Annotated in this window: 15 protein-coding genes; 8 read left to right on the forward strand and 7 right to left on the reverse strand. The window is 31.7% G+C overall.

Annotated elements, in window-relative coordinates:
• The first annotated feature begins 23 nt into the window (after positions 1-23).
• The 4 genes from ES045_RS04710 (at position 24) to ES045_RS04725 (ending at position 12,621) form a co-directional block, all read left to right on the forward strand.
• Positions 24-5,087, forward strand: coding sequence for a thrombospondin type 3 repeat-containing protein (locus ES045_RS04710; protein ID WP_147113155.1), 5,064 nt, complete (start codon positions 24-26; stop codon positions 5,085-5,087).
• A gap of 269 nt (positions 5,088-5,356) precedes the next feature.
• Positions 5,357-7,564: an endonuclease MutS2 gene (locus ES045_RS04715; RefSeq protein WP_147113160.1), complete on the forward strand. Its 2,208-nt coding sequence runs from the start codon at positions 5,357-5,359 to the stop codon at positions 7,562-7,564.
• Positions 7,565-7,752: 188 nt separating this feature from the next.
• Positions 7,753-8,955, forward strand: a complete 1,203-nt coding sequence (gene sbcD, locus ES045_RS04720; RefSeq protein WP_147113163.1) for an exonuclease subunit SbcD — start codon at positions 7,753-7,755, stop codon at positions 8,953-8,955.
• 12 nt (positions 8,956-8,967) lie between these two features.
• Positions 8,968-12,621 carry an AAA family ATPase gene (locus ES045_RS04725; protein ID WP_147113165.1) on the forward strand — a complete coding sequence of 1,218 codons (3,654 nt, stop codon included), beginning with the start codon at positions 8,968-8,970 and terminating at the stop codon, positions 12,619-12,621.
• Positions 12,622-12,744: 123 nt separating this feature from the next.
• Here ES045_RS04725 and ES045_RS04730 read toward each other — a convergent pair whose 3' ends face one another.
• Positions 12,745-13,812, reverse strand: a complete 1,068-nt coding sequence (locus tag ES045_RS04730; protein ID WP_147113168.1) for a methyltransferase — start codon at positions 13,810-13,812, stop codon at positions 12,745-12,747.
• A 307-nt stretch (positions 13,813-14,119) separates the two neighbouring features.
• Between ES045_RS04730 and ES045_RS04735 the strand changes: the two genes are divergently transcribed.
• From ES045_RS04735 to ES045_RS04745, 3 genes are all read left to right on the forward strand, one after another.
• On the forward strand, positions 14,120-17,017 hold the full coding sequence (locus tag ES045_RS04735; protein ID WP_147113171.1) for an FAD-binding and (Fe-S)-binding domain-containing protein: 2,898 nt from the start codon (positions 14,120-14,122) through the stop codon (positions 17,015-17,017).
• A gap of 137 nt (positions 17,018-17,154) precedes the next feature.
• Positions 17,155-18,144 (forward strand): aldo/keto reductase, encoded by a 990-nt coding sequence (locus tag ES045_RS04740; RefSeq protein WP_147113174.1) that lies wholly within the window; start codon positions 17,155-17,157, stop codon positions 18,142-18,144.
• A gap of 76 nt (positions 18,145-18,220) precedes the next feature.
• A complete protein-coding gene (locus ES045_RS04745) occupies positions 18,221-18,763 on the forward strand; it encodes a hypothetical protein (protein WP_223267183.1) in 543 nt (180 codons plus the stop codon).
• Here the strand turns inward: ES045_RS04745 and ES045_RS04750 are convergent.
• Both ES045_RS04750 and ES045_RS04755 read right to left on the reverse strand, forming a co-directional pair.
• Positions 18,760-19,578 carry a lysophospholipid acyltransferase family protein gene (locus ES045_RS04750; protein WP_147113180.1) on the reverse strand — a complete coding sequence of 273 codons (819 nt, stop codon included), beginning with the start codon at positions 19,576-19,578 and terminating at the stop codon, positions 18,760-18,762. The genes ES045_RS04745 and ES045_RS04750 overlap by 4 nt on opposite strands.
• A gap of 57 nt (positions 19,579-19,635) precedes the next feature.
• Positions 19,636-20,265: an NUDIX hydrolase gene (locus ES045_RS04755; RefSeq protein WP_147113183.1), complete on the reverse strand. Its 630-nt coding sequence runs from the start codon at positions 20,263-20,265 to the stop codon at positions 19,636-19,638.
• 82 nt (positions 20,266-20,347) lie between these two features.
• Between ES045_RS04755 and ES045_RS04760 the strand changes: the two genes are divergently transcribed.
• On the forward strand, positions 20,348-20,614 hold the full coding sequence (locus ES045_RS04760; RefSeq protein ID WP_147113188.1) for a hypothetical protein: 267 nt from the start codon (positions 20,348-20,350) through the stop codon (positions 20,612-20,614).
• Here ES045_RS04760 and ES045_RS04765 read toward each other — a convergent pair.
• The 4 genes from ES045_RS04765 to cysS all read right to left on the reverse strand — a co-directional run bounded on the left by ES045_RS04765 (position 20,611) and on the right by cysS (position 23,821).
• Positions 20,611-20,922, reverse strand: coding sequence for a DUF6787 family protein (locus ES045_RS04765; RefSeq protein ID WP_147113193.1), 312 nt, complete (start codon positions 20,920-20,922; stop codon positions 20,611-20,613). The two genes, ES045_RS04760 and ES045_RS04765, sit on opposite strands and share 4 nt — an antisense overlap.
• A gap of 6 nt (positions 20,923-20,928) precedes the next feature.
• Positions 20,929-21,762 carry a prolipoprotein diacylglyceryl transferase gene (gene lgt / locus ES045_RS04770; RefSeq protein ID WP_147113198.1) on the reverse strand — a complete coding sequence of 278 codons (834 nt, stop codon included), beginning with the start codon at positions 21,760-21,762 and terminating at the stop codon, positions 20,929-20,931.
• A gap of 235 nt (positions 21,763-21,997) precedes the next feature.
• On the reverse strand, positions 21,998-22,231 hold the full coding sequence (gene yidD, locus ES045_RS04775; RefSeq protein ID WP_147113203.1) for a membrane protein insertion efficiency factor YidD: 234 nt from the start codon (positions 22,229-22,231) through the stop codon (positions 21,998-22,000).
• 111 nt (positions 22,232-22,342) lie between these two features.
• A complete protein-coding gene (gene cysS, locus ES045_RS04780; protein WP_147113208.1) occupies positions 22,343-23,821 on the reverse strand; it encodes a cysteine--tRNA ligase in 1,479 nt (492 codons plus the stop codon).
• Between the last annotated feature and the right edge of the window lie 248 nt (positions 23,822-24,069).

Here is a 24,069-nt window from a genome sequence, read left to right on the forward strand (position 1 = left end):
TGATCGAACTTTAAATAATTATTATGATAGACAACTACCTATATTATCGAATTAAAAAATTATGCCAATGTAAAGGTACTTTTTTAGCCTTACTTTTTATGGCTATTTTTAGCACAAATGCACAAACCAATATATCTAATACTGTTATAGTTGGTAATAACTCAATGTATAAATCTGCTTCTATAGATTCTATAGAAACAGGGGCTATATTTAACTACAAACTTCATGTAACACTCTATGGAGATGGAACTCTTGTTACGCTAACAGACCAGTTACCACCAGAACTAGATTTAGTTGGTAATGCTACAGATATAGATATTTCTATACCAGCATTTATTGCACCTAATCTTAGCCCTAGTATTAGTAACACAAATCTAGTAACAGTTAGTTTGCAGTCTCCTTCTAACGGTAATAGTACATACATAGAGGTTTTAATACCTGTGCGTTTTAAATGTGGTGTAACACCAGATGGCACAATTGTTAATAATACTGCTACAATTGCATCTAACGGACAATCTGCAACTACAAACTCTATAAACGTAGAGGCCATTGCTGAATTAAATTGGGAAGTGAAAAAACAAATTATTGCACCAACTTCAAAAGATGCTGCTGGTAATTGGATTGTTGCACCTGGTGGAACAGCTAGATTTAGAGTCTATATCATAGAAAAATCACCAAACAAGAATACTGGTATTTTAAATTTAACCAATGTTCAAATCTTAGATATTCCACAACCTTCAAATGTTACTTTAAATATTGTTTCTACATTTGGAAATAATAACATTACTGTAAATGATTTAACATTAACAGGTAATACAATTAGTTTAAATGCTAATAAATCTTTAGATGCTTGTATAAGTAATAGTTATATAGCGGTAGATATCGATGTTACCTACCCTACAAATTTAACATTAGGTACTTGTTTTGGTAATGTAGCAGAAGTTACTGCAAACTTTCCTTCATTAGATATTAATAACAATACATATACAGATAGCTCGCCAACCGGCACAAGTTTACCTTGTGTAACAGCGAGTACATATTGTCAAACAAATAATTGTAATCCTCCAACGGTTTCTTTTTATAAAAACTTAAACATGCCAAATAAAAGTGTTGGTTGTACAGGTGAATATCAAGTTACTTTTGTAAATACTTCTACAACAAGTCAGAATATACAGAATTACGAAATTATAGATCAATTACCACCTAATATTACAGTAACTTATGTAAAATGGATTGCTAATCAACCACAATCTGGTAGCTATTCTTTAGACGGAGCGGTACCCACTTCTTTTTCTTCTTTACAAAACGGAACGATAAGTTCTGTTGGTGGAGTCCCAAATGCAAATCCTTCAACTTCTATTAAGTTTACCATGAACTCGGTACTTTGGCAATCGAAGTATTTTCAAATAAAAGTAGGTTTTCAAATAAATAACAATGTAGTTCCTACTACCACAATTAATAATATTGCTGATGTAGATTATGTATTTGCAAACAACGCTACTCTTTTTGAAAAAACAACAAATAGATCTTTTGTAGTAGAAGAATCTAGACCTAAAATTTACGTTAAAAAAGAGGTTTGCTTAGGAAATAATCAATTTTATAACCCAGGAGATATTGTAAGATATAAATTAGCCGTTATCAATTATGGATCATCTGCTTTAAATAATGTAACAATATCCGACGTATTAGATCCTAACTTTACGTATGTAGGTAACGCAAGTTATTACTCGAGCACTGCACCAACAAATAATTTAGGTTGCAGCCCATCTATTTCTGGTAATTTAAGTAATTGGCCTGTAACAAATACGGGGTCTGGAAATAATCTAGCATGGACAATTCCTTCGGTTGGACCAAATTGTGGTGTCCTTTCTTGGTTTAATCCTGCGTATGCAAATAATAATAGTGGTTATGAAAAAAACTATATAGAATTTGATGTTAAAATTAATAACAATGCTCCTCCAGGAGTTTACAACAATAGTTTTACAGTTAATGGAGATGAATTAACAAATGCAACCACTTCTAATAATACGGTTGTAAATGTAAAAGCATTGGCAGGTATTTCTGTGATAAAGTTACAAAGTATAGACAATGGAACTACCTGGACAAACTCATCTACCACACCTAATGTATTACCTGGTCAAAATATTTTATACAGGTTAAATGTGAAAAATGTGGGTAATTTAGAGTTTAAAGACTTGGTATTAACAGACGCATTACCAAATGTAACGTACACACCAGGTTCTGCTAGTTTACTGGCAGGTTTCCCTACTGGTTTTACAGAAAATTATACGACACCGAATACAATAACATTTACATCACCTACTGGTTTTATATTTTTAAATGGAGATGAATTCAACATAGACATCCCCGTAACAATAGCTACAGATGCACAAAATAATAGTGACATTTGTAATAACTTTACTTTAACGGGTGTAGACTTGTACGATAGAATTGCTCCTATTTCTTTAAACCCTGCCCCAGTTTGTGTTACAATTAGAGACAACTGTCCTGGTATTGATAATGCAGATCAAGTAGATACAGATGGTGATGGTGTTGGTGATGCTTGTGATAATTGTTTAACCACTAACAACCCAAATCAAATAGATACAAACGGAAATGGTATTGGCGACGCTTGTGAAACTGAAGATGACTGTTTTACTTTCGATGATGATTTCAGAAAGGAAAATTGGATAAACGATAATTTAGGAGGTCTTGATTTTGAAAACGATACTGTGCATCAAAATTATATAACATTTAAAAACAACGAAAAAGAATCGAGTCTTATAAATAATAACGATTTTTCTGGAGATTGGACTGATAAGTACCCAGGAAACTGTATGTGTTTCGATTTTAAAATTCAGTATAAAGACCCAACAAGTAATACCATTGGTACCGCACCTAAACTAGCAATTTATACTGGTCTACAGATTACTTCTATCACACAAATAACAACAAGATTAAGAGCGGTATTTGTTGGCAATACAGCAAACGCTATACTCCCAAATAATGTGTGGAAAAATTATTGCTTGCCCGTTCATGAAGCCACAAATAATACAGTTCCTACTAACAGTTATGGTAATTGGCAATTGTACGCAGCAAATAGTACTACACAATTAACAGGAACAGCTGCTGTAAATGCTTGGAATCAATTAATTATTGGTGTTACGGGGATCTTATTTGAATCTGAATATGATGGTTCTAATTCAGAGGTAATTAGTTTAGATAATTTCTGTGCTGCAGATTGTAAAATTGAATGTGAAGGTGAAGATTTTGATAATGATGGTATTGCTGATGAATGCGATAATTGTCCTAAAGAATACAACCCAGACCAAGTAGATATTAATGGGAATGGTATTGGTGATGTTTGTGATCCTAAATGTGAAGGTGGTGAGGATAGAGATAAGGATGGCATACCAGATGAATGTGACAATTGCCCAACAAGATACAATCCAGATCAATTAGATACTGATGGTGATGGTATTGGCGATGTATGTGACCCTGATTGTGTAGGTGAAGATTCTGATAAAGATGGAATTCCTGATGCATGTGATAATTGTCCAGATAAATTCAATCCAGATCAATTAGATACAGATGGAGATGGTATTGGTGATGTATGTGATCCTAGATGTGAAGGTGAAGATTCTGATAAAGATGGAATTCCTGATAATTGTGACAATTGTCCGAATACCTACAACCCAGAGCAAACAGATACAGATGGCGATGGTGTGGGTGATGCTTGTGATAATTGTAAAGAAATTGCAAACCCAGATCAGTTAGACACAGATCAAGATGGTGTTGGTGATGTTTGTGATCCTATCAATAATTGTGGTGATAAAGATACAGACGGAGATGGTATTTTCGATTTATGTGATAATTGCCCAGAGATAGTCAACCCAGATCAATTAGATGCTGATGGAAATGGAATTGGTGACATTTGTGAAGAAATTTACCCATGTGGTACTGTAGATTCTGACGAAGATGGTGTTTTTGATGATTGTGATAATTGTCCGAAAATTAAAAACGAAGATCAATTGGATACAGATGGAGATGGAATTGGTGACGTTTGTGATACTGCACCCTGTGGAGATATAGATACCGATGGAGATGGAGTTGGTGATGCTTGTGACAATTGTGACAAATCGAATCCTAATCAAGAAGATGCAGATGGAGATGGTATTGGAGATGCTTGTGAACCCTGTGTAACAGAACCTGATTGTACTGGCGAAGACGCAGATAATGATGGAATACCAAACATGTGCGACAACTGCCCTACCATTGCAAACCCAAATCAAGAAGATGCAAATGGAAACGGAATTGGTGATGTATGTGAACTTGTAGCTCCACCATGTTGTATTGGACCTTTTGTATTAAATGATTTTGTATATCAAGTATATGAAGATACCGGTGTAATAATTGTTGAAGATGACTATACTTTTACAATAGATTCTGATTTTGTTACAGACTTTAAAGTAAACTTAGTATATTCTAATATTAAGTACGCTGTTGATGGCGTTGGAAAAACTGATTCTAAAGTTTCGATACTCCCTTTAAAAAGTAGTATCTCTCATAAAGAGATGGAACTAAAACAGCCTGTATACGGAAATGATGATAAAGGAAACACCATTTTTAATGAGATTTCTTATTCGAATATAGAAGGCATTAGTTTTAAAGAAACTGGAAATTTAAAATTAGCAATTTCTTTACCTTTTACAAAAGATTGTATAGACTGTAATTATATAGCAACCTTATACTTTAAAGTTTCTATGTTAGATAGATACGGTAATTACAAAGAAGAACTTGTTCTTAGAGAAGTAGAAGTGAAAGGAAAACAAGTGTTATCAACTACTAATGAAAGCCAGAAACTATCATTTTTAGTATACCCAAATCCTGCAAAAGAGCATATAAATATATTTTCACAACAAAAAGCAAATAGTATTTTATATGACATTAATGGCAAACAAATTAGAAGTTTTGTTATTCAAAAGGGAGAAAATAAAGTTGACTTAAGTAATTTATCTAAAGGTTTTTATATTATAAAAACAGTTGGAAATAACTTTAAGAAGACCTCTAAAATTATTGTAGAATAACAATTTACAACAGTACCTTTTTAAAACTCCGTATCACTTTATATATTAAAGAGATATGGGGTTTTCTTTTACTTCTAAAAAGAAACATTTACAATATATTAGAAACCAAATAACTTCAATTATTTTTCATTTCTAAATAATTACCCAAGCTTAATCAACAAGAATTTTATAGCTATTTTTTACAATTTCTTTCAATAAATATTTTTTTATCGATTCTCTATTTTTAGCTCTATTGTTTCTTATTTTTGTAACACATCAAAATTAAAAAATTGAGCACAAATATTTCAGAAAAAACATTACAAGATTTAGAATTTGCCACCGTATTACAACATGTTTCAGAACATTGTATTTCTGGTTTAGGTAAAGAAGCCGTTCGAGAAATTCAGCCAATACCTAGCAGAAAACAACTTTTTATAGAGTTGCATTTGGTAAATGAATACTTGTCTTCTTTTCAAAGTGAGAACAGAGTTCCTAATCATGGGTTCGACAATGTAACAGAAAGCATAAAGCGTTTGGCCATAGAAAATAGTTTTATAGAAACAGCTGCTTTTCTAAAAATTGCGACTACTTCTTTAACAGTAAACGAACTCATTAAGTTTTTTAAGAAATTTAAAGTGCAATTTCCTACGTTTTTCGAACTTTCTCAACAAATAGAATTTACCACTTTTGTTGATGATGAAATTAAAAAAATTATCGATATTTCTGGTGAAGTAAAAAACAACGCTTCTACTACTTTAAAACAAATTAGAAGAGAGATTAATAACATCCGAGGTAAAATTGGTGCAAGTTTTTCTAGTGCACTTTCCTCTTCTATTGGTGCTGGTTATTTAGATGATATTAAAGAAACGGTTGTAGACAATCAGCGTGTTTTGGCAGTTACTGCAATGCACAGAAGAAAAGTTGCAGGTAGTTTGTTAGGCTCTTCTAGATCTGGAAACATCGTTTATATTGCACCACAAGCAACGTTGGCATACAGCAGAGAATTTCAGAATTTAGTATATGAAGAGAAGCAAGAAGTTATTAAAATTTTACGGAAATTGGCAGAAACCATTCGTCCTTTCACTCCTCTTTTAGAAGAATATTTAGACTTTTTAGTACATACAGATGTTGTGGGTGCAAAAGCGAAATATGCGAAAGAAATGAACGCTATTTTACCAAAGATAACCAAAGAAAAAAGAATCTATTTTAAGAATGCGGTACATCCTATTTTATGGCGCAAAAATAATGCACAGCAAATAAAAACCATTTCTCAATCTATAGAACTGAATGAGAAACAACAGATAATTGTTATTTCTGGTCCGAATGCGGGTGGAAAAAGTATCACCTTAAAAACCATAGGTTTGTTGCAATTAATGTTGCAAAGTGGTGTTTTAATTCCTGTGGATGAACGCAGTCAAACCTATATTTTCGATGCAATTTTAACAGACATTGGAGACAATCAATCTATAGAAAATCAATTAAGTACGTATAGTTATCGTCTAAAAAATATGCGTAATTTTTTACGAAGATGTAATGAAAAGACCTTGTTTTTAATTGATGAATTTGGTACGGGTTCAGATCCTGAATTAGGTGGCGCCTTGGCAGAAATTTTCTTAGAAGAGTTTTATGAGAAAAAAGCCTTCGGAATTATTACAACCCACTACTCTAACTTAAAAGTGTTGGCAAACGAATTAGAAAATGTAACCAATGCAAATATGCAGTTCGATGAGCGTTCTTTAGAACCTTTGTACAAATTATTTATTGGACAAGCAGGTAGTTCTTTCACGTTTGAAGTGGCGCAAAAAAACGGAATTCCGTTTAGCCTAATTAACAAAGCAAAAAAACGTGTTGATACAGAAAAAGTTCGTTTAGATAAAACCATTTCTAAACTGCAAAAAGAAAGAACCAAACTGCAAAGAAATTCTGATAATCTTGAAAAACAAAAATCTAAAGGACAAGAACATTTAGAGAGTTTACAAGAAAAAGAAGATAAAATTCAGTCTAAATTGGCTGGTTTTCAAGAATTGTATGACAACAACCAACGAATGCTTTCTTTAGGAAGAAAAATTAATGAATTTCTAAATAAGTATTTTCAGAATAATAATAAGAAAGAATTAAATACCAATTTTAACAAATGGGTGGTGGATGAAAAGGTGAAGTATGCTAAGAAAAATCCGCTAGAGCCAAAAACAAAATCTCAGAAACAGAAAGCAAAAGTTGTTGAAAAACAAATGCAAGAGGTCATTCAAAAAGTAGAAAAAGAAGTTTTACAAAAAGTAGTTGAAGTTCGAAAGGAAAAAAAGATTGAAGAAGTAAAAATAGCTCAAGAAAAAGCAGCATACGATTATCAAATTAACGACAGAGTGCGTATTAAAGATTCTAATTCTGTGGGTACTATTGATAGAATTGACAAGAAAACCGTAACAATTAACTATGGTGTTTTTACGACGAAAACAGCATTTACTAATTTAGAACTGGTAGAAAAAGTAAAAAAATAGCTTTTGCCTCGGTTTCGTTAAAAGTTTCATTCCCATGAAAAATGGCAATCTAAATAAATAATTTTGGTTTTTAATCTGGCAAGTTCCAATTTAAAACCAATAAATTGCCCAAAGGGAAAGTTCATTTGAAAGAACTATTTATTTGAAAAAAAGAGATGCATATGTCGTTCTAAAAAAAGCTAAAAGAAATGAAAGTACTTCACACTGCAGATTGGCATTTAGGCCATCGCTTGCATGAAAATTCTCAATTTGAAGAACAAACCTTGTTTTTAAGTTGGATAGAAAATTATATTATTACCCAACAAATTGATGTATTATTAATTTCTGGTGATGTATTTGACACCGGTTCTCCGTCTAACCAAAGCTTAGAAATGTACTATAGCTTTTTAATCAAGTTAAAAGGCACTACTTGTAAATCGATTATTATTACTGGTGGAAATCACGATTCTGCAGGTACTTTAAATGCGCCAAAACATATTTTAAACGCACTTTCTATAAAAGTTGTAGGAAAAGCAACTGAAAATATGGAAGATGAAGTTTTTGAAATCGATATAAACAACGAAAAAGTAATTATTGCTGCAATCCCTTATTTGCGTGACGGCGATATTAGACGCGCAGTTGCAGGAGAATCTTTTGATGAATTAACAGACAAATACAAAACGGCATTAATTAACCATTACAACGCTGCCGCAGCACAATCTCAACTTATAAATACCTCAGATGCACCGGTAATTGCTATGGGCCATTTATTTGCAACCGGTGGTTCGGTTTCAGATAGTGAGCAAAATATTTACGTCGGTACTTTAGGGCATATTGGTGCGAATGATTTTCCTTCTTATTTCGATTATATTGCATTAGGACATTTACACAGACCTCAGATAATTGGAGGAAACGAACGCGTAAAATATTCTGGTTCTCCACACATTTTAAGTTTTAGTGAAATTAATTACGATAAGAAAATTGTTGTTTTAACACTAGAAAACAATGCAATTACTAAAATTGATGACGTTGTTATTCCTAGGTTTAGAGAGTTTCAAAAACTTACAGGTACAATGCCTGAATGCATTCAGCAATTCCCGAATATCATTTCAAATTCTTTTGAATTAACACCTTGGGTAGAAATTGTATTAAATGAAAACAACACGATTAATACTGATGAATTAAAAAAAGAAGCAGAAAAATATTCCTTTGAAATTTTAAAAACATCCTTAAAAAATCGACGTAAAAATAAAGGAATTGAAGAATTATTAGAAAACACAAAATCGATTAAAGAATTGTTGCCCACAGAGGTTTTTCAGCTAAAATGTGAGGAAATGGGATATGATTTAAAAAAGAGTCCGGAAGTGTGGGATGCTTTTAATGAAATTTTACAATCCGTTAAAAATCAATAAAAGTAGGTCGCTATGAAAATTTTAAAAATAGAACTCCAAAATATAAATTCATTAAAATCTGATTTCCCTATTGTAATCAATTTTGAAAATGAACACTTTAAAGATGTTGGTTTGTACGCAATTACAGGGCCAACTGGTGCTGGTAAAACCACTGTTTTAGACGCCATAACCATTGCATTGTATCATAATGTACCTCGTTTTAACAATACAAAAGGGACTTTGTTGGACGTGGTAAGTCACGGTGCAAACGATGCTTTTAGTCGCATTACTTTCGAAAATAACAGCGTTTTATATGAAGCTTTCTGGGGTATAAGAGTTGCAGACAAGTCAGGAAAAAAATATAAAAATGCGAAAGAGGAAGTAAGTTTAAAAAACCTGACGACCAACACTATTTTAGCGACTCAAAAAAGGATTTTAATTACTGAAATTATTAATGTTACACAGTTAGATTACAATCAATTTTTAAGATCTGTAATGCTTGCACAAGGTGAATTTGCCTCTTTTTTAACTGCCAAAGGGCCAGAAAAAGGGAAGTTATTAGAACAAATTACAGGCGAGCAGATTTATAAAAAAATCGGACAGGGTATTTTAGATAGAAAATCTGAGGAAGAAAAAAAGCTAAAAGAAATTCAGGCGAGAATTAACTCTGATGATATTTTAACAGAAGAAAATAAAATTGAACTGTCTCAAAAAGACAAAGTTTTAGATGCGAATATCATCCAAACTGAAAAGGACATCAAATCGGTTCAGTTTGTGTTAGATTGGTATTTGAAATATCAAGATTTGAATGCGAAATCTGAAACCTTAGATCAGAACGCAAAATCTTTAAGTACTTTTATTGAGAATCATAAACAAGAACTAGACCTGTTAGCTGCAAATGAAAATGCGACTCCGTTTAAAGAATTAATTCAGAATTTAAATCGAACAGAAAAAGAAACCACTGAAAAATCCGTTGAATTAAAAACATTAGAAAAACAATTAGCACAACTGAAACCTGCAATTGAGCGTATAGAAATTAACATAAAACAGGAAGCAACGACATTAATTAATTCAGGTAAAGAATTTGATGCTTGGTTGCCAAAATTTGATTTAATAACCAACTTAGATAGCGAATTAAAAAATGAAATTCAGCATACCCAAAAAGCAACCAAAAGCTTAGAAACGCTAACGCGTGAAATTTCCTTGTTAAAAGTTGAAGAAAAAAACTTAGCAAGAGAACTTACAGAAACCACTTCAAAAATTAAAAACGAAGAAATTTTTATTGCAAAAAATAGTTTCTTAAAAGAAGTTGCAACAGAAATATCTAATTGGGCAAGTACTTTAACTTCTTTAAAAGCGAATAAGGAAACACTAAAAACAGCGTCAGAATTTAGTGTTCAAAAAAAGAAAGAAGTTCTAGATATTACTGCCCGTTTACAAGAAAATAAGAAGAATTTAGATCATAAAATAGGAGAAAAAAAAATAATAGAGAAAGCAATTTCAACTATTACAACACAACTATCTAAAAATACACTAACCACAATTTTAGCGGAAGAAAAGAAACTATCTGCAACAGAAACGAACTGGAAACAACTTCAAGGCCTTTCTGAACTCACCATTAAAGAAGAGAAAGAACTTCAAAAAATAGCAGTACAAAAGAAGTTGTTTTCTTCGGATTTAAAAAGGACTAAAAAACAACTTGAAGACTTAAAAAAAGAAATAGCAACACAAGAGAAATCGGTTTTAGATGCAGATAAAATTCTAACTTTAGAAAGAAGTATTTCTAAATATGAAGACGACCGGAAGCATTTAGTAGAAGGTGAAGCGTGTAGTTTGTGTGGTTCTGAAGAACATCCGTTTGCAGAACATTTAAACGTTATTGGTGTTTCTAAATCTGAACTAGAATTACAAATACGAAAAAACGCCTTAAAAATACTGACAGATTCAAAAGCTGAATTAGAGAAAACGGAAGTCAAATTAACCACAAGCATTCATAATTTCACACAACAAACTACTTCTATTTCTGAGGAATTAAAAGCACTTCAACAAAAAGCAACGCAACTACCTATAGATTGCGAACTAAGAAATACCACGAAGATAGTTCTTGAATTACAAACCGTTTCTGAGCACTTAAAATTGATTGCTGAAAAGATAAAAGTGACTCAAAATTTACTTGCTAAAAAAGATGCTTTAGCGGCTACTTTTAAAGAACAAAATGAGTCTTTTGGTGAGCTAGAAAAAACGGTTGCTACGCTTTTAGAAAAGATTAAAAACACAACTGCAGAAATTGAAATGAATGAGAAGTCGATGGTTGAGTTAACTAAAATTTGTACAGATTTAGAAAGCGACTTAACAACAAAATTATCGAAATTTAATTATGAAGTACCAGCAGTTGACAACACCACTGTATTCATAAAAGAAATAGAAAACCTAATTGCTAATTTTCATAAAAAACAGCAAGAGGTAAATGCATTAAAAGCAACGTTGACGGTTATTCATACAAAATCGGGTAATATTACCAAACAACTTGCAACACATGCTAAAACGGAAGCAGAATGCCGTAAAACCATCACCGATGCGAATCTAAAATCTATTGCGTTAAAAACAAAACGAATTGCTATTTTGCCTATTGAGGTTTCGGTAGCACAAAAAAGAGAGCAGCTACAATTAATCGACAAGAAAGCAAATAAGAAGTTAGAAAATAGTAAAGTAGCCATCCAAAAATTACTCGATTCTCAAAAAGAAAGAGAGGTTTTAAAAATTCAAAATAACAAAGAACAAAAGGTTTTAATTCAGGAAATAGCGACTTTAAAAGCAGCATTATTTTCTGAAATGAAAAATAGTAATTTTGAAACTATAGAAAGCATTGGAAAAGCCTTATTACCCAAAGAACTTGCATTAAAATATGCAGAGAATAAAGAGCGTATCAAAGAGAATCAACTCAAGTTAAAAACCTTGAAAGACGAAAATATAAAAGCAAAAGCAGCTTTAAACAAAACTAATAACTTTGAAACTTCGGAGGCCGAAAGTAAATTGGCTTCGAATTATTTAAAACTAAAAAGAGATCAATTATCTACCGAAAAAGGAAAAATAGTAGAAGCTTTTAGAAAAGATCAAGAAATTAAAAACAGAAATTTAGAAGTTTACAAAAGAATTGAGGCACAAGAACAAATTTGCACCATTTGGCGAGAATTATTTAAGATTATTGGAAACTCGAAAGATGCCTTTAATGTCTATGTACAGCGTTTAACCTTAACACAATTATTAGATTTAGCAAATGTGCATTTGTACAAGTTAAATAAGCGCTATTCTTTAAAAATGGAAGATGAATACAAGCCAAAAGAAGAACTTAATTTTAATTTAATAGACCATTATCAAACAGATCAAGCAAGATTGGTAGACACGTCTAGTGGTGGTGAAAAGTTTATTATTAGTTTGGCTTTGGCCTTAGGTCTTTCTGATTTAGCGAGTAAAAACGTAAAAATTGACTCTTTATTTATTGATGAAGGTTTTGGTACTTTAGATAAAAACACACTAGAAACGGTAATTTCTACTTTAGAAACTTTACAATCTCAAGGCAAAATAATTGGTATTATCTCTCACGTAGAAAATTTAAAAGAACGCATTCCTACGCAAATACAAATTACTAAAAAAAGCAATGGCGTTAGTGTGGTGGATATAATTTAAGGCCTCTATTAAGGAAGAACCATCTGAGAAAGTGAATACATATAATTAATTCAACTTTAATTACTCACAAAAAAAATAGGGAAGTTTCCACTTCCCTATTTTTTATATCTTATATATTAAAAACTATACCTTAGTTAAAACCCAAAGTTGCACTTCTTCGGCAGCACGCCAAGTCTGATTTCGTTTTGTTTTATCAGAAGCGGTTTTTACAGTTTTCTTTAAACATTTTTCTAATTTAAAACGGACACCTTTTGCCAATTCTTTTTCTATTGGGTGTTCTTTAGAAACGTTCGTTATTTCTGCCAAATTAGAAAACAACACCACTAATTTTCCATCTTTCGATAAGCGGTTATTCGCTTCAGCAAAAAACTTTGGAAACAAGTTTTTATTGTAATAAATAGCTTCGTCTATATTTTCTATTGGAGATGATGCTGGCAACCAAGGCGGATTAAAAACAATTAGTTCTGCTTCTTTTTCTATCGTAGCAAAAAGGTTTCCGTAAAACAATTCAATTTTACGAGACAATTTGGTATCGCCCATAAACTCTTGTAAACCAACAATTGCATTCGGATTGGTGTCTGTACCAAATACTTTCTGAAAACCATGTTGTACCAATTGAAAAGAAAGCACACCACTACCAATACCAATATCTATCGCAGATTTTTTAGGCCCTTCATAACGCTTTAACCAATTATCGAACAAGATTAAATGATCGAAACGCGTTGGAAAATACGTACCATAAAAAGGATGAATTTTATTTCTTAAAACAGGTACTTTAATTCCGTTTGTAAACCATTGCCAAGCACTGTTTAGACCTTGAACTTGCGGAAACGTTAAGAAAAAACTGTTATTATCTGGATACAATTTTTCTAACCAACCAATACTAGGCGCTTTTTTTAAAACAACTTCGTGTTTCTTAATTTTCACTAAAACCTGGTTCGAAAGCTGATGATATGCTGCACGATAGGCACGTTGTTCTGAAAACGTCTTATTTGGCATCCTATTTTTTAAATGTTTGTGCAACTCTTTTAAAAGTAACATTCCGTTGCTATAAAATTCAGTAATCAAAACCGATTTCCCTTCTTTCATTGCGTAAATGGTTTCTCTTACGTCTGTTGTACTTTCAAATTTTATTAAATCGTCTCCAGGAACAATTGGTGTTGGTTTGTTTATTTGGATATCAGAATTCATGTATTGTGGCATTATAACGAATTGCAGATAAATAAAATTTGCAAATCGTGCGTTTAAAAATTGACTTATAAAAGGTATTTTAAAACCTCATATTATTTGGCAAAGATACTTTTTAAAACCTAGGAAAAGGGATAATAATATAAATAGCATCGATTTATAAGCATCCTTTTTTCTACCTCTTAAATCATCAATTTTTGAAAGCATTTTTTAAAGAATCCATAAAAATAACGAAAGAAGTTTATTAAGGGTTTAATTTTATTTTATTATTCAGATATTTGTGTAAAGAATTCTTATTTACACAACTCAAATGATTCAAAATACAGTTTTAGAACAACTTCATCAATCACTTTCTGGTGATGTCCTTTTCGATAGTTTACACAAAACTTTATACGCTACAGACGCTTCTGTATATCGAAAAATTCCGTTAGCTGTTGCGTTTCCAAAAGATGCAAAAGACTTAAAAACATTAATTTATTTTGCTACAAAAAACAAAATTACGCTGATACCAAGAACCGCTGGAACTTCCTTGGCTGGCCAATGTGTTGGAGACGGAATTGTGGTAGATGTTTCTAAACATTTTACGAACATGATCTCTTTTGATGAAGCCGCAAAAACCATCAAATTAGAGCCAGGAATTGTAAGAGATTCTCTAAATGTGTATTTAAAACCTTTCGGCTTGTTTTTTGGCCCGAATACTTCTACATCTAACCGTTGTATGATGGGCGGAATGGTTGGTAATAATTCTTCTGGAAGTACGTCTATAAAATACGGCGTTACCCGTGATAAAGTGTTAGAAATTGATGCGATTTTAAGTGACGGAAGTTCGGTTGTTTTTAAAGAAATTACGTCGGCAGCATTCATCAATAAAACCAAAGAAAATACCCAAGAGGGACAAATTTATAAAAGTATTTTTGACGAACTTTCTAACGAAAAAAATCAGCAAGAAATAAAAAATGAGTTTCCGAAAGAAACCATTCATAGAAGATGTACAGGTTATGCGGTAGATGAATTGTTAATCTCCGATTTATTTGGCGGAACTTCACCAACCATAAATGTTGCGAAATTATTAGCTGGTAGTGAAGGTACTTTGGCTTTTTCAACAGCAATTACATTACAATTAGATGCTTTACCTCCAGCTGAAAGTATTATGGTGTGTACGCATTTTACAAGTATTAATGAAAGCTTATTAGCTACGGTAACTGCCATGAATCATAATTTGTACAATTGCGAATTAATGGATAAAACCATTTTAGATTGTACAAAGAACAACAGAGATTTGGCTAAAAATCGTTTCTTTTTACAAGGAGATCCAGAAGCTATTTTAATGTTAGAAGTTTCTGCAAACACACTTGCAGAAGCAGAAGTTTTAGCAAATAATTTAATTGCAGATTTAGATAAAAATAACTTCGGGTACTACCATCCAAAAGTATACGGAAAAGACATTGCAAAAGTTCATTATTTAAGAAAGGCAGGTTTAGGTGCTTTGGGAAATATGATTGGGGATAAAAAGGCGGTGGCATGTATTGAAGATACGGCGGTGGCTTTAGAAGATTTACCAAACTATATTACAGAGTTTACTCAAATAATGTCTAATTACAAACAAAATGCAGTGTATTATGCACATGCAGGTGCTGGCGAATTACATTTACGTCCGATTTTGAACTTAAAAAAGAAAGAAGATGTTGTGTTATTTCGAAAAATCACGACTGAAACGGCGCTGTTGGTTAAAAAATACAAAGGTTCTTTTTCAGGAGAACATGGAGACGGAATTGTACGTGCAGAGTTTATTCCTTTAATGATTGGAGAACAGAATTATCAATTATTAAGACGTATTAAAAAAGCCTTTGACCCAAACAATGTGTTCAATCAAGGCAAAATTACTGATGCTTTTGCGATGGATGAAAGTCTGCGTTATGAAATTGATAGAATTGAACCAGAAATAGCAACCATTCAAGATTTTTCTGACAGTGAAGGAATTTTAAAGTTGGCAGAAAAATGCAACGGTTCTGGCGATTGTAGAAAACCTGTAGAAGCTGGCGGAACGATGTGCCCAAGTTACAGAGCGACCAAAAACGAGAAAGATACTACAAGAGCAAGAGCAAATACTTTACGTGAATTTTTAACAAATTCAGACGAAGTAAATAAATTTAATCACAAAGAATTAAAAGATGTTTTCGATTTGTGTTTAAGTTGTAAAGCCTGTGCATCTGAATGCCCAAGTAACGTAGACATTGCCACGATGAAAGCAGAGTTTTTATATCAATATCAAGAAACAAACGGCTATTCTTTTAGAAGTAAATTGTTTGCCAACAATGTAAAATACAACAAATTAGGTAGCATTGCTCCTGCCCTAACAAATGCTATTTTAAATACTCCTTTTGCAAAAGCAGCCATGGGCGTTGCACAGAAAAGAAGTGTGCCTAAGTTGGCTTCGAAAACTTTAAAGAGCTGGTATAAAAAACAGCCAAAATCTACCCATAAAAAAATTGTTTATTTATTTTGTGATGAATTTACCAACTTTTACGATGTAGCAATAGGAAAAGATGCCTTTTCTCTTTTTGAAAAATTAGGGTATAACTTACAAATTATAGCTCATGAAGAATCTGGAAGAAGCTTTATTTCTAAAGGATTTTTAAAACAAGCAAAAGCAGTTTGTAACCTAAATGTAGCAACTTTTAAAGATATTATTACAGCAGAAACACCTTTAATAGGAATAGAACCTTCTGCAATTCTAACCTTTAGAGATGAATATATTCGGTTAGCAGACGATAAAGCATCGGCAGAAAAAATAGCGGAAAATATATTTACTTTTGAAGAGTTTCTTGCGAAAGAGGTTGAAAAAGGTGATTTAGATACTTCGCTGTTTACCGCAGAAGCGAAGACACTTAAAATACACGGACATTGTCATCAAAAAGCATTGTCTGGAACGCATGCAAGTTTTCAGATTTTAAATATTCCAGCAAACTATAAAGTAACCATTATTAATTCTGGTTGTTGCGGAATGGCAGGTTCTTTCGGGTATGAAAAAGAACATTACGAACTTTCAATGCAAGTTGGTGAAGACACCTTGTTTCCAAAAGTAAGAAATACGCCAATAGAAACAGAAATTGTTGCTGCAGGAACAAGTTGCAGGCATCAAATTTTTGATGGTACAAAACGTGTTGCAAAACACCCAATCACAATTTTAAAAGAAGCGTTGGTTTAATACTTAAATTTAGATAAATAAAAGAAGTCTACAGATTGTAAAATCATTGCTTTTTCGTTCCTTTGATTTTCTTTAAATTGACAACAATACCAGCATATTATAACAATAACTATTTTAAAAGAAGTAATTCTCTAATTATGGCAAAATACAAAGCAGATTCAGATAGATATAATAAAATGAACTATAGAAGAACAGGAAATAGCGGTTTGCTTTTACCCGAAATTTCTTTAGGTTTGTGGCATAATTTTGGTAAAAATGACGATTTTGATAATGCTAGAAATCTATTAAAGTGTGCTTTCGATAACGGAATTACGCATTTTGATCTAGCCAATAATTATGGTCCTCCTTATGGTTCTGCAGAAAAAACATTTGGGAAAATATTAAAAAAAGACTTTAAAAAATATAGAGATCAATTGATTATTTCCTCGAAAGCAGGATATGATATGTGGGAAGGTCCTTATGGAGATTTTGGTTCTAAAAAGTATTTGGTTGCTAGTTTAGATCAAAGTTTAAAACGGATGGGTTTAGACTATGTAGATATTTTTTATCATCACAGACCAGATTATGATACGCCTTTAGAAGAAACCATGGGTACTCTAGATTTAATGGTGAGACAAGGAAAAGCGCTTTATATTGGTTTGTCTAATTATCAACCAAAAGAAGCAGAAAAAGCATTTAAAATATTGAAAGATTTAGGAACGCCTTGTTTAATTCACCAACCAAGATATAGTTTATTTGATCGTTGGATAGAAGATGGTTTGTTAGATTTATTAGGAAAATCTGGTGTTGGAGCCATTTGTTTCTCACCTTTAGCACAAGGAATGCTTACAGATAAATACATTAACGGATTGCCAAAAGATTCGAGAGCTGTTAAAGATGGGCGTTATCTAAAAACAGATAAAGTGATGGAAATGCTTCCTAAAATTAAAGCATTGAACGAAATTGCAGAAAGTAGAAAGCAAAATTTAGCACAAATGGCTATTTCTTGGATTTTAAAAGATGATCGGATTACTTCTGTTTTAATTGGTGCAAGTAAAACCGAGCAAATTTTAGACAGTGTAAAAGCCATTGAAAACACCCTTTTTTCTGAAAAAGAAATAATTGCTATTGATGCAATTTTAAAATAAAGGGAGATTATACCCTAAAAACCTTCAAAAATAAAAACTATCTTTAAATAATTATCATCACTTAATGTATTATTTAATGATCATAAAGAAAAAATTCCCTCTCTTTTTCTTACTATTTATAATGAGTAGTGCTATTACTTGTGCTCAAAATTCTATAAATTTTTCTTTACATCAAGATTTTAAATTGTTAGTTTTTGGAGATCAGTTAGGAAATAGAGCAGGTACTTTAGATCTTATTGCTCGTGTTAAATATGAAGCTAAAGACCGTCCGTTAGGCTTTGTGATTTATGGTTTAGAATATGAAAAAGCATTATTAGCAGATCCTTATACTAGACTGGGGAGCTTTGCAGGTTTTACTTTTATGGATATTTTTAATGATTATAATTTCCATGCAACTTCTTCTTTGGGAGCTGGGTTTATCAACCGAAAAGAACATACTCTTTTTAGTTGGTCTGCTTCTATACAACTAGATTATTTTATCACTAGTAGTTTAAAAATAAGTGTTTTAAATCAACTTACAGAGAGAACAGATTTAAAAGTACTTTACGGAGATTTAAAATATAGATACAGCTTATTTGTTGGACTAGAAATTAGATTGTTTGGGCTAAACAAAAATTAAGAACTCCAAAACTCACGTTTTTTATTTAATTCTTCTTCTTCTTCTGTAAGTTCTTCTAATTCTTTGACAGATAATACTTTTAAGAAAGAAGGGTGCTGTTCAATTGCAAATTCAATTTTTGTAACAATATCTGCAACACTTTCATTTTCATAATCTATTTCCAATGGTTCTTTAATAACCATAGATTGCAACACGTTTCGCTTTTTTATACTCAAGCCTTTCTTATCAAAAGAACGTCTAAACCCATCGATTACAATTGGTACAACAACAGGCTTACATGTTTTTATAATATGAGCAGTTCCTCTTCTAATTGGTTTAAAAGGGGTAGTTGTTCCTTGAGGAAATGTAATAACCCAACCATCTTTTATCGCTTTTTGAATATTAGATATATCAGAATTTTTAACTTGTCTGTTTACATTCTTACCTGCACTTCGCCATGTTCTGTCTATAGAAACAGAACCTGCATAGGCAAATATTTTTGGTAACAAACCAGATTTCATCGTTTCACCTGCAGCCACAAAATAAATATTTAATTTTGGATGCCAGATATAACCAATATTCTTTATAGAATCGTCTCTACCACTTAATGAAGCATTAAATACATGAAACATCGCTGCAACATCTGCAAAATAAGTTTGGTGATTCGAGATAAATAAAACGTTATTATCTGGTAAATTTCTCAATATTTCTGAACCTTCTATCTGTAAATTATTAAATTTACGATATCTCCCATGAGAAATCAATCCAAAGATTCTAATAATCATCTTTTTTAAAAACAAGATATGACCAAAAGGATTTCTTTTAAATAAGGGCATTATTAATTATGTTTAAATATTTTGTTAAAAACAAATCTACAAAACAAATCACAAAATTTAAGACTTTAAAAGTTCTTTAATTTCTGAAAGCATCATTGCAGTTGCTCCCCAAACAACGTAACCATTTAACTTAAAGCAAGGTACATCTATATTAGCCATGTAAGAAGTTGTTAAATTTACAGTTGTTAGTGAAGTTTCATTTAATAAATCTTCTAATAAGACCTCGATGGTAGTTTCTACTTCATAATTAGCAGTAAATACTGGCTTTTCTGTTACAAAGCCCATAAATGGTGTTGCTAAAAAATTGCTTGGCGGAATGTAAACATCAGTCAATTCTCTAATAATTTGAACCGATTTTGGCAGCACACCAACTTCTTCAAAAGCTTCTCGTAAAGCGGTTTCTTGCAAATTAATATCTATGTGATCATTTTTACCTCCAGGGAAACTTATTTGTGCAGAATGTGTGCCTTTATAACTGGCTCTTTCTGTTAATATAAAGGTGGTTTCTTCTTTTTCATTCGGATAAAATAGAGCTAAAACAGCCGCTTTTCTTGGGTTATTAGCTATGATTTTATCAGCATCGTATCTTAAACGAAGTTCTGGTGCTAGTTTGAATTGTGCTTCTAAACCTCCTAAATTTTTAGATTTAAGTGATGTTATTTTATTTTTAAACTGATTAAATTTCACCTGAAAAGACTATTTTTAGCTAAATTATTCAATTTTATGCATAAGCAATCTTTTTTGGCAAGAATTTTGAATAAGATACTATATGAATAAAAAGTATAAAAAATTGATGGCAAGTATTATTTTAGATCTTATTGGAATGATTCCAATTCCTTTTCTAGATTTTCTTTGGGCTCCGTTATCTGGTTATATTATGGTTAAAATGTACAAAGGTAAAGAAGGTAAAGTTGCTGGTATTCTATCCTTTTTAGAAGAAATTCTTCCTATAGATATTATACCAACCTTTACAATTATGTGGGTCTATAGCTATGTTATAAATAAAAGAAAAAACGAAGAATTAATAGAAAATTAATCTTCAGTTTTAAATAAAAAACCTAAACCTAACCTGCTTAAAAACTTTTTTTCAAAAGCCCAGAAAAACTTAAATTGACCAAAAAACCAACCCGTAATGGGTAGGGTTAATTGATAAATAGGAAATATAAGTAAGATTCTTAGCGGCCAATAAATAAAGCCAGAAATAGTTTCAGGATTCAATCCTAAAAAACTGGTAATTGGTTTTGCCACCCATGTAGCAAAAGAACCATTAATTGCAAAAACAATAAATATGGCTACAATAGACCAATTATTTTTTATTCCCCAACGTTTTTTTAATTTTTCCATAAAAACCTAAGCTACCTTTTTTGATTTTCTCAACATTAGCCAAACTCCAATTAACGCCAAAGGAATGCTTAAAACTTGGCCTGTATTTAATGGACTAAAAATCCATTCTTCTCCTCTTTCTTGCACTTGTGGCTCTTTTAAAAATTCAATTACAAAACGTAAAGACCATAAAACAACCATGAATAACCCGAAAAGGAAACCAACTTGTTGTTTTTTATTTGTTTTCCAATACAAATGCCACATTACAAAAAACAATGCTAAATAACTAAAAGCTTCATATAATTGCGTTGGATGTCTTGCTGCTGTTTCACCTGCTGCTTTAAAGATTACTCCAAAACTAGAACCTGTTTCTTTTCCGTAAATTTCTGAATTAAAAAAATTACCAAAGCGGATAAAAAATCCTGCCAAAGCAACCATAATTGCCAATCTATCTAAAATAAATAACCAAGGTTTGTTTAAATGTTTTTTAGCGTAGAAATACATGGCAATAGGAATACCGATTGCCGCACCATGACTTGCAAAACCAGTAAAACCTGTAAATTTCCAACCTTCTGCAGAATTTTTAAAGGGTAAAAATATTTCTAATAAGTTATTTTGATAATAGTCCCAGCTGTAAAAGAAAACATCACCTAAACGCATTCCTATCAACATCGAAAGAAAAACGTACATAAATAATGGATCCATTTTTTCTACAGGAATTTTATCTTCTATGTAGATTTTCTTCATGAATCTTAAGCCTAATAAAAAAGCGGCTACAAACATTAAACTGTACCAACGAATTACAAAAAAACCTAAATCAATTCCCAAGGAAGGATTCCACTCTATTGCTAAAAAACTCATATATTCTTTTATGTCCGGTCGGGCGCAGTCGAGACCTATTTTGTATTCATGTATTTTTAATAAACCTCTAGAAAAACTGCATTTTCTAAAATCAATCAAAATATATTTTGATTTAAGCAATGCCTGAGGGAGACATTCTTTATACTATCTACTTTTTTTTTAGCGAATGTAATAAAGCATTTTCTAATTAAAAAACAGATTGCTTCGTCATTCTTGCTCGCAATGACATTTTATATTACTCTTTACGCTCTGGCACAGGATCATAACCACTTCCGCCCCAAGGATGACAACTAAATATTCTTTTTAACGCCAACCAACCACCAGAAAACAAACCGTGTTTTTGCAATGCTTCTATGGTATAATGTGAACAAGTAGGGCTGTATCTACAGGTTGCAGGTGTAAATGGTGAAATTGCGCTTTGGTAAAAACGAACTAACAATATAAATGGAAATGAAAGTATTTTTTTCAAAAATTATAAATTTAAGAATTCTAAAAAGAGAAAGCTCAACCGCTCCTCTTTCGAAATGACAATCTTACTCGAAAATTTAAAATTCATAATGTATGATTCGTAATTATCTACCTAATTTACTGAAAAAGTTGTGCCTTCTTTACCATCTTTTAATTGAATTCCTAATTCAATTAACTCATCTCTAATTTGATCTGACAATGCCCAATCTTTATTTTCTCTTGCTTCTTTCCTTAATTTAATCAACAATTCTACTACTCCGTTTATTTTTCCTGAATTGTCTTGTAACTTTTCATTCATCAAACCTAAAATATCAAAAACAAACGCGTTTAAAGTTTCTTTAAATTCTAATAAATCTTCTGCAGTTAAACTTGCTTTTTGTTCTTTTATTTGATTGATTACTTTTACAGCTTCAAATAAATGGGAAATTAAAATTGGTGTGTTAAAATCATCATTCATAGCTACATAACAAGTAGCTACCCAATCTTTAACATTAAAAGTAGATGTCTTACTCGCTTCAATTTTATCTAAAAAACGAACCGCTTCCATTAATTTAGAATGTCCTTTTTCTGAAGCCTCTAAAGCTTCACCAGAAAAATCTAAAATACTTCTATAATTGGCTTGTAAGTTAAAGAAACGAACTACACTTGCAGAAAATGCTTTTGGTAAAATATCATTCTCTCCAGATAAAATTTCATTAGGTAAAATGAAGTTTCCTGTAGATTTTGCCATTCTCTGACCATTTAAAGAAAGCATATTTGTATGCATCCAATAGTTAACAGGAGTTACACCACTGCATGTCTTAGACTGTGCAATTTCACATTCGTGGTGTGGGAATTTCAAATCCATTCCACCACCATGAATATCAAAGCTTTCACCTAGATATTTTGTGCTCATTACAGAACATTCTAAATGCCAACCAGGAAAACCATCGCTCCAAGGCGAAGGCCAACGCATAATATGACGCTCGTCTGCTTTTTTCCAAAGTGCAAAATCTTGCGGATTTTTCTTGTCTGATTGTCCGTCTAAAGTTCTAGTATTATGTAATAAATCTTCTACTTTTCTTCCAGAAAGAATGCCGTAATTTTCTTTTTTATTATATTCAAAAACATCAAAATACACAGAACCGTTTACTTCATACGCAAAACCTTTTTCAATGATTTCTTTAATCATTTCAATTTGCTCTACAATATGACCTGTTGCTGTAGGTTCTATACTTGGTGGTAAAAAATTGTAATTTTTAAGCACATTATGAAAATCTACCGTGTAGCGCTGTACAACTTCCATCGGTTCAATTTGTTCTAAACGTGCTTTTTTAGCAATCTTATCTTCACCTTCTTCTGCATCATTTTCTAAATGACCTGCATCTGTAATGTTACGAACATAACGTACTTTATATCCTAAGTGTAGTAAATATCTGTACACAATATCAAAAAACATAAAAGTTCTTACGTTTCCTAAATGTGCATTACTATATACAGTTGGGCCACAAACATACATGCCTACGTAACCTGCTGTTATGGGTTTAAAATCCTCTTTCTTTTTAGATAGAGAGTTGTATACTTTTAATTGATTTTCTTTGTAGCGTTCCATTAAAAAAAGTGACTTATTACAGCCGATAAAGATAGGCACTTTATTAAGAACAGAGAAATGGAATTTGTTAGAAATTTTGTAAATTTGTAAGTTACTTTTTTACAGTAATCTGACTATATTTTCCCTGATTCATAAACTTATTATCAGCTGTATTTATGATGAAATTACCATTAATATCCTTTGCTTTTAAATCTGAAAGAAGCAGTTTCATTGAATTTTTTTTTTGGAAATGAAGGTGATTTATCTCC

Source organism: Polaribacter sp. IC073 (genome assembly GCF_007997075.1).
Lineage (GTDB): Bacteria > Bacteroidota > Bacteroidia > Flavobacteriales > Flavobacteriaceae > Polaribacter.

Bases quoted from the DNA above. Each gene is read 5' to 3' on its own strand.
- ES045_RS04765 (WP_147113193.1), bottom strand. From the start codon at position 20,922: ATGGAAAAATTAAAAAAACGTTGGGGAATAAAAAATAATTGGTCTATT.
- ES045_RS04725 (WP_147113165.1), top strand. From the start codon at position 8,968: ATGAAAATTTTAAAAATAGAACTCCAAAATATAAATTCATTAAAATCT.
- ES045_RS04730 (WP_147113168.1), bottom strand. From the start codon at position 13,812: ATGAATTCTGATATCCAAATAAACAAACCAACACCAATTGTTCCTGGA.
- lgt (WP_147113198.1), bottom strand. From the start codon at position 21,762: ATGAGTTTTTTAGCAATAGAGTGGAATCCTTCCTTGGGAATTGATTTA.
- ES045_RS04710 (WP_147113155.1), top strand. From the start codon at position 24: ATGATAGACAACTACCTATATTATCGAATTAAAAAATTATGCCAATGT.
- ES045_RS04740 (WP_147113174.1), top strand. From the start codon at position 17,155: ATGGCAAAATACAAAGCAGATTCAGATAGATATAATAAAATGAACTAT.
- ES045_RS04735 (WP_147113171.1), top strand. From the start codon at position 14,120: ATGATTCAAAATACAGTTTTAGAACAACTTCATCAATCACTTTCTGGT.
- ES045_RS04750 (WP_147113180.1), bottom strand. From the start codon at position 19,578: ATGCCCTTATTTAAAAGAAATCCTTTTGGTCATATCTTGTTTTTAAAA.
- cysS (WP_147113208.1), bottom strand. From the start codon at position 23,821: ATGGAACGCTACAAAGAAAATCAATTAAAAGTATACAACTCTCTATCT.
- ES045_RS04745 (WP_223267183.1), top strand. From the start codon at position 18,221: ATGATCATAAAGAAAAAATTCCCTCTCTTTTTCTTACTATTTATAATG.
- ES045_RS04760 (WP_147113188.1), top strand. From the start codon at position 20,348: ATGAATAAAAAGTATAAAAAATTGATGGCAAGTATTATTTTAGATCTT.
- sbcD (WP_147113163.1), top strand. From the start codon at position 7,753: ATGAAAGTACTTCACACTGCAGATTGGCATTTAGGCCATCGCTTGCAT.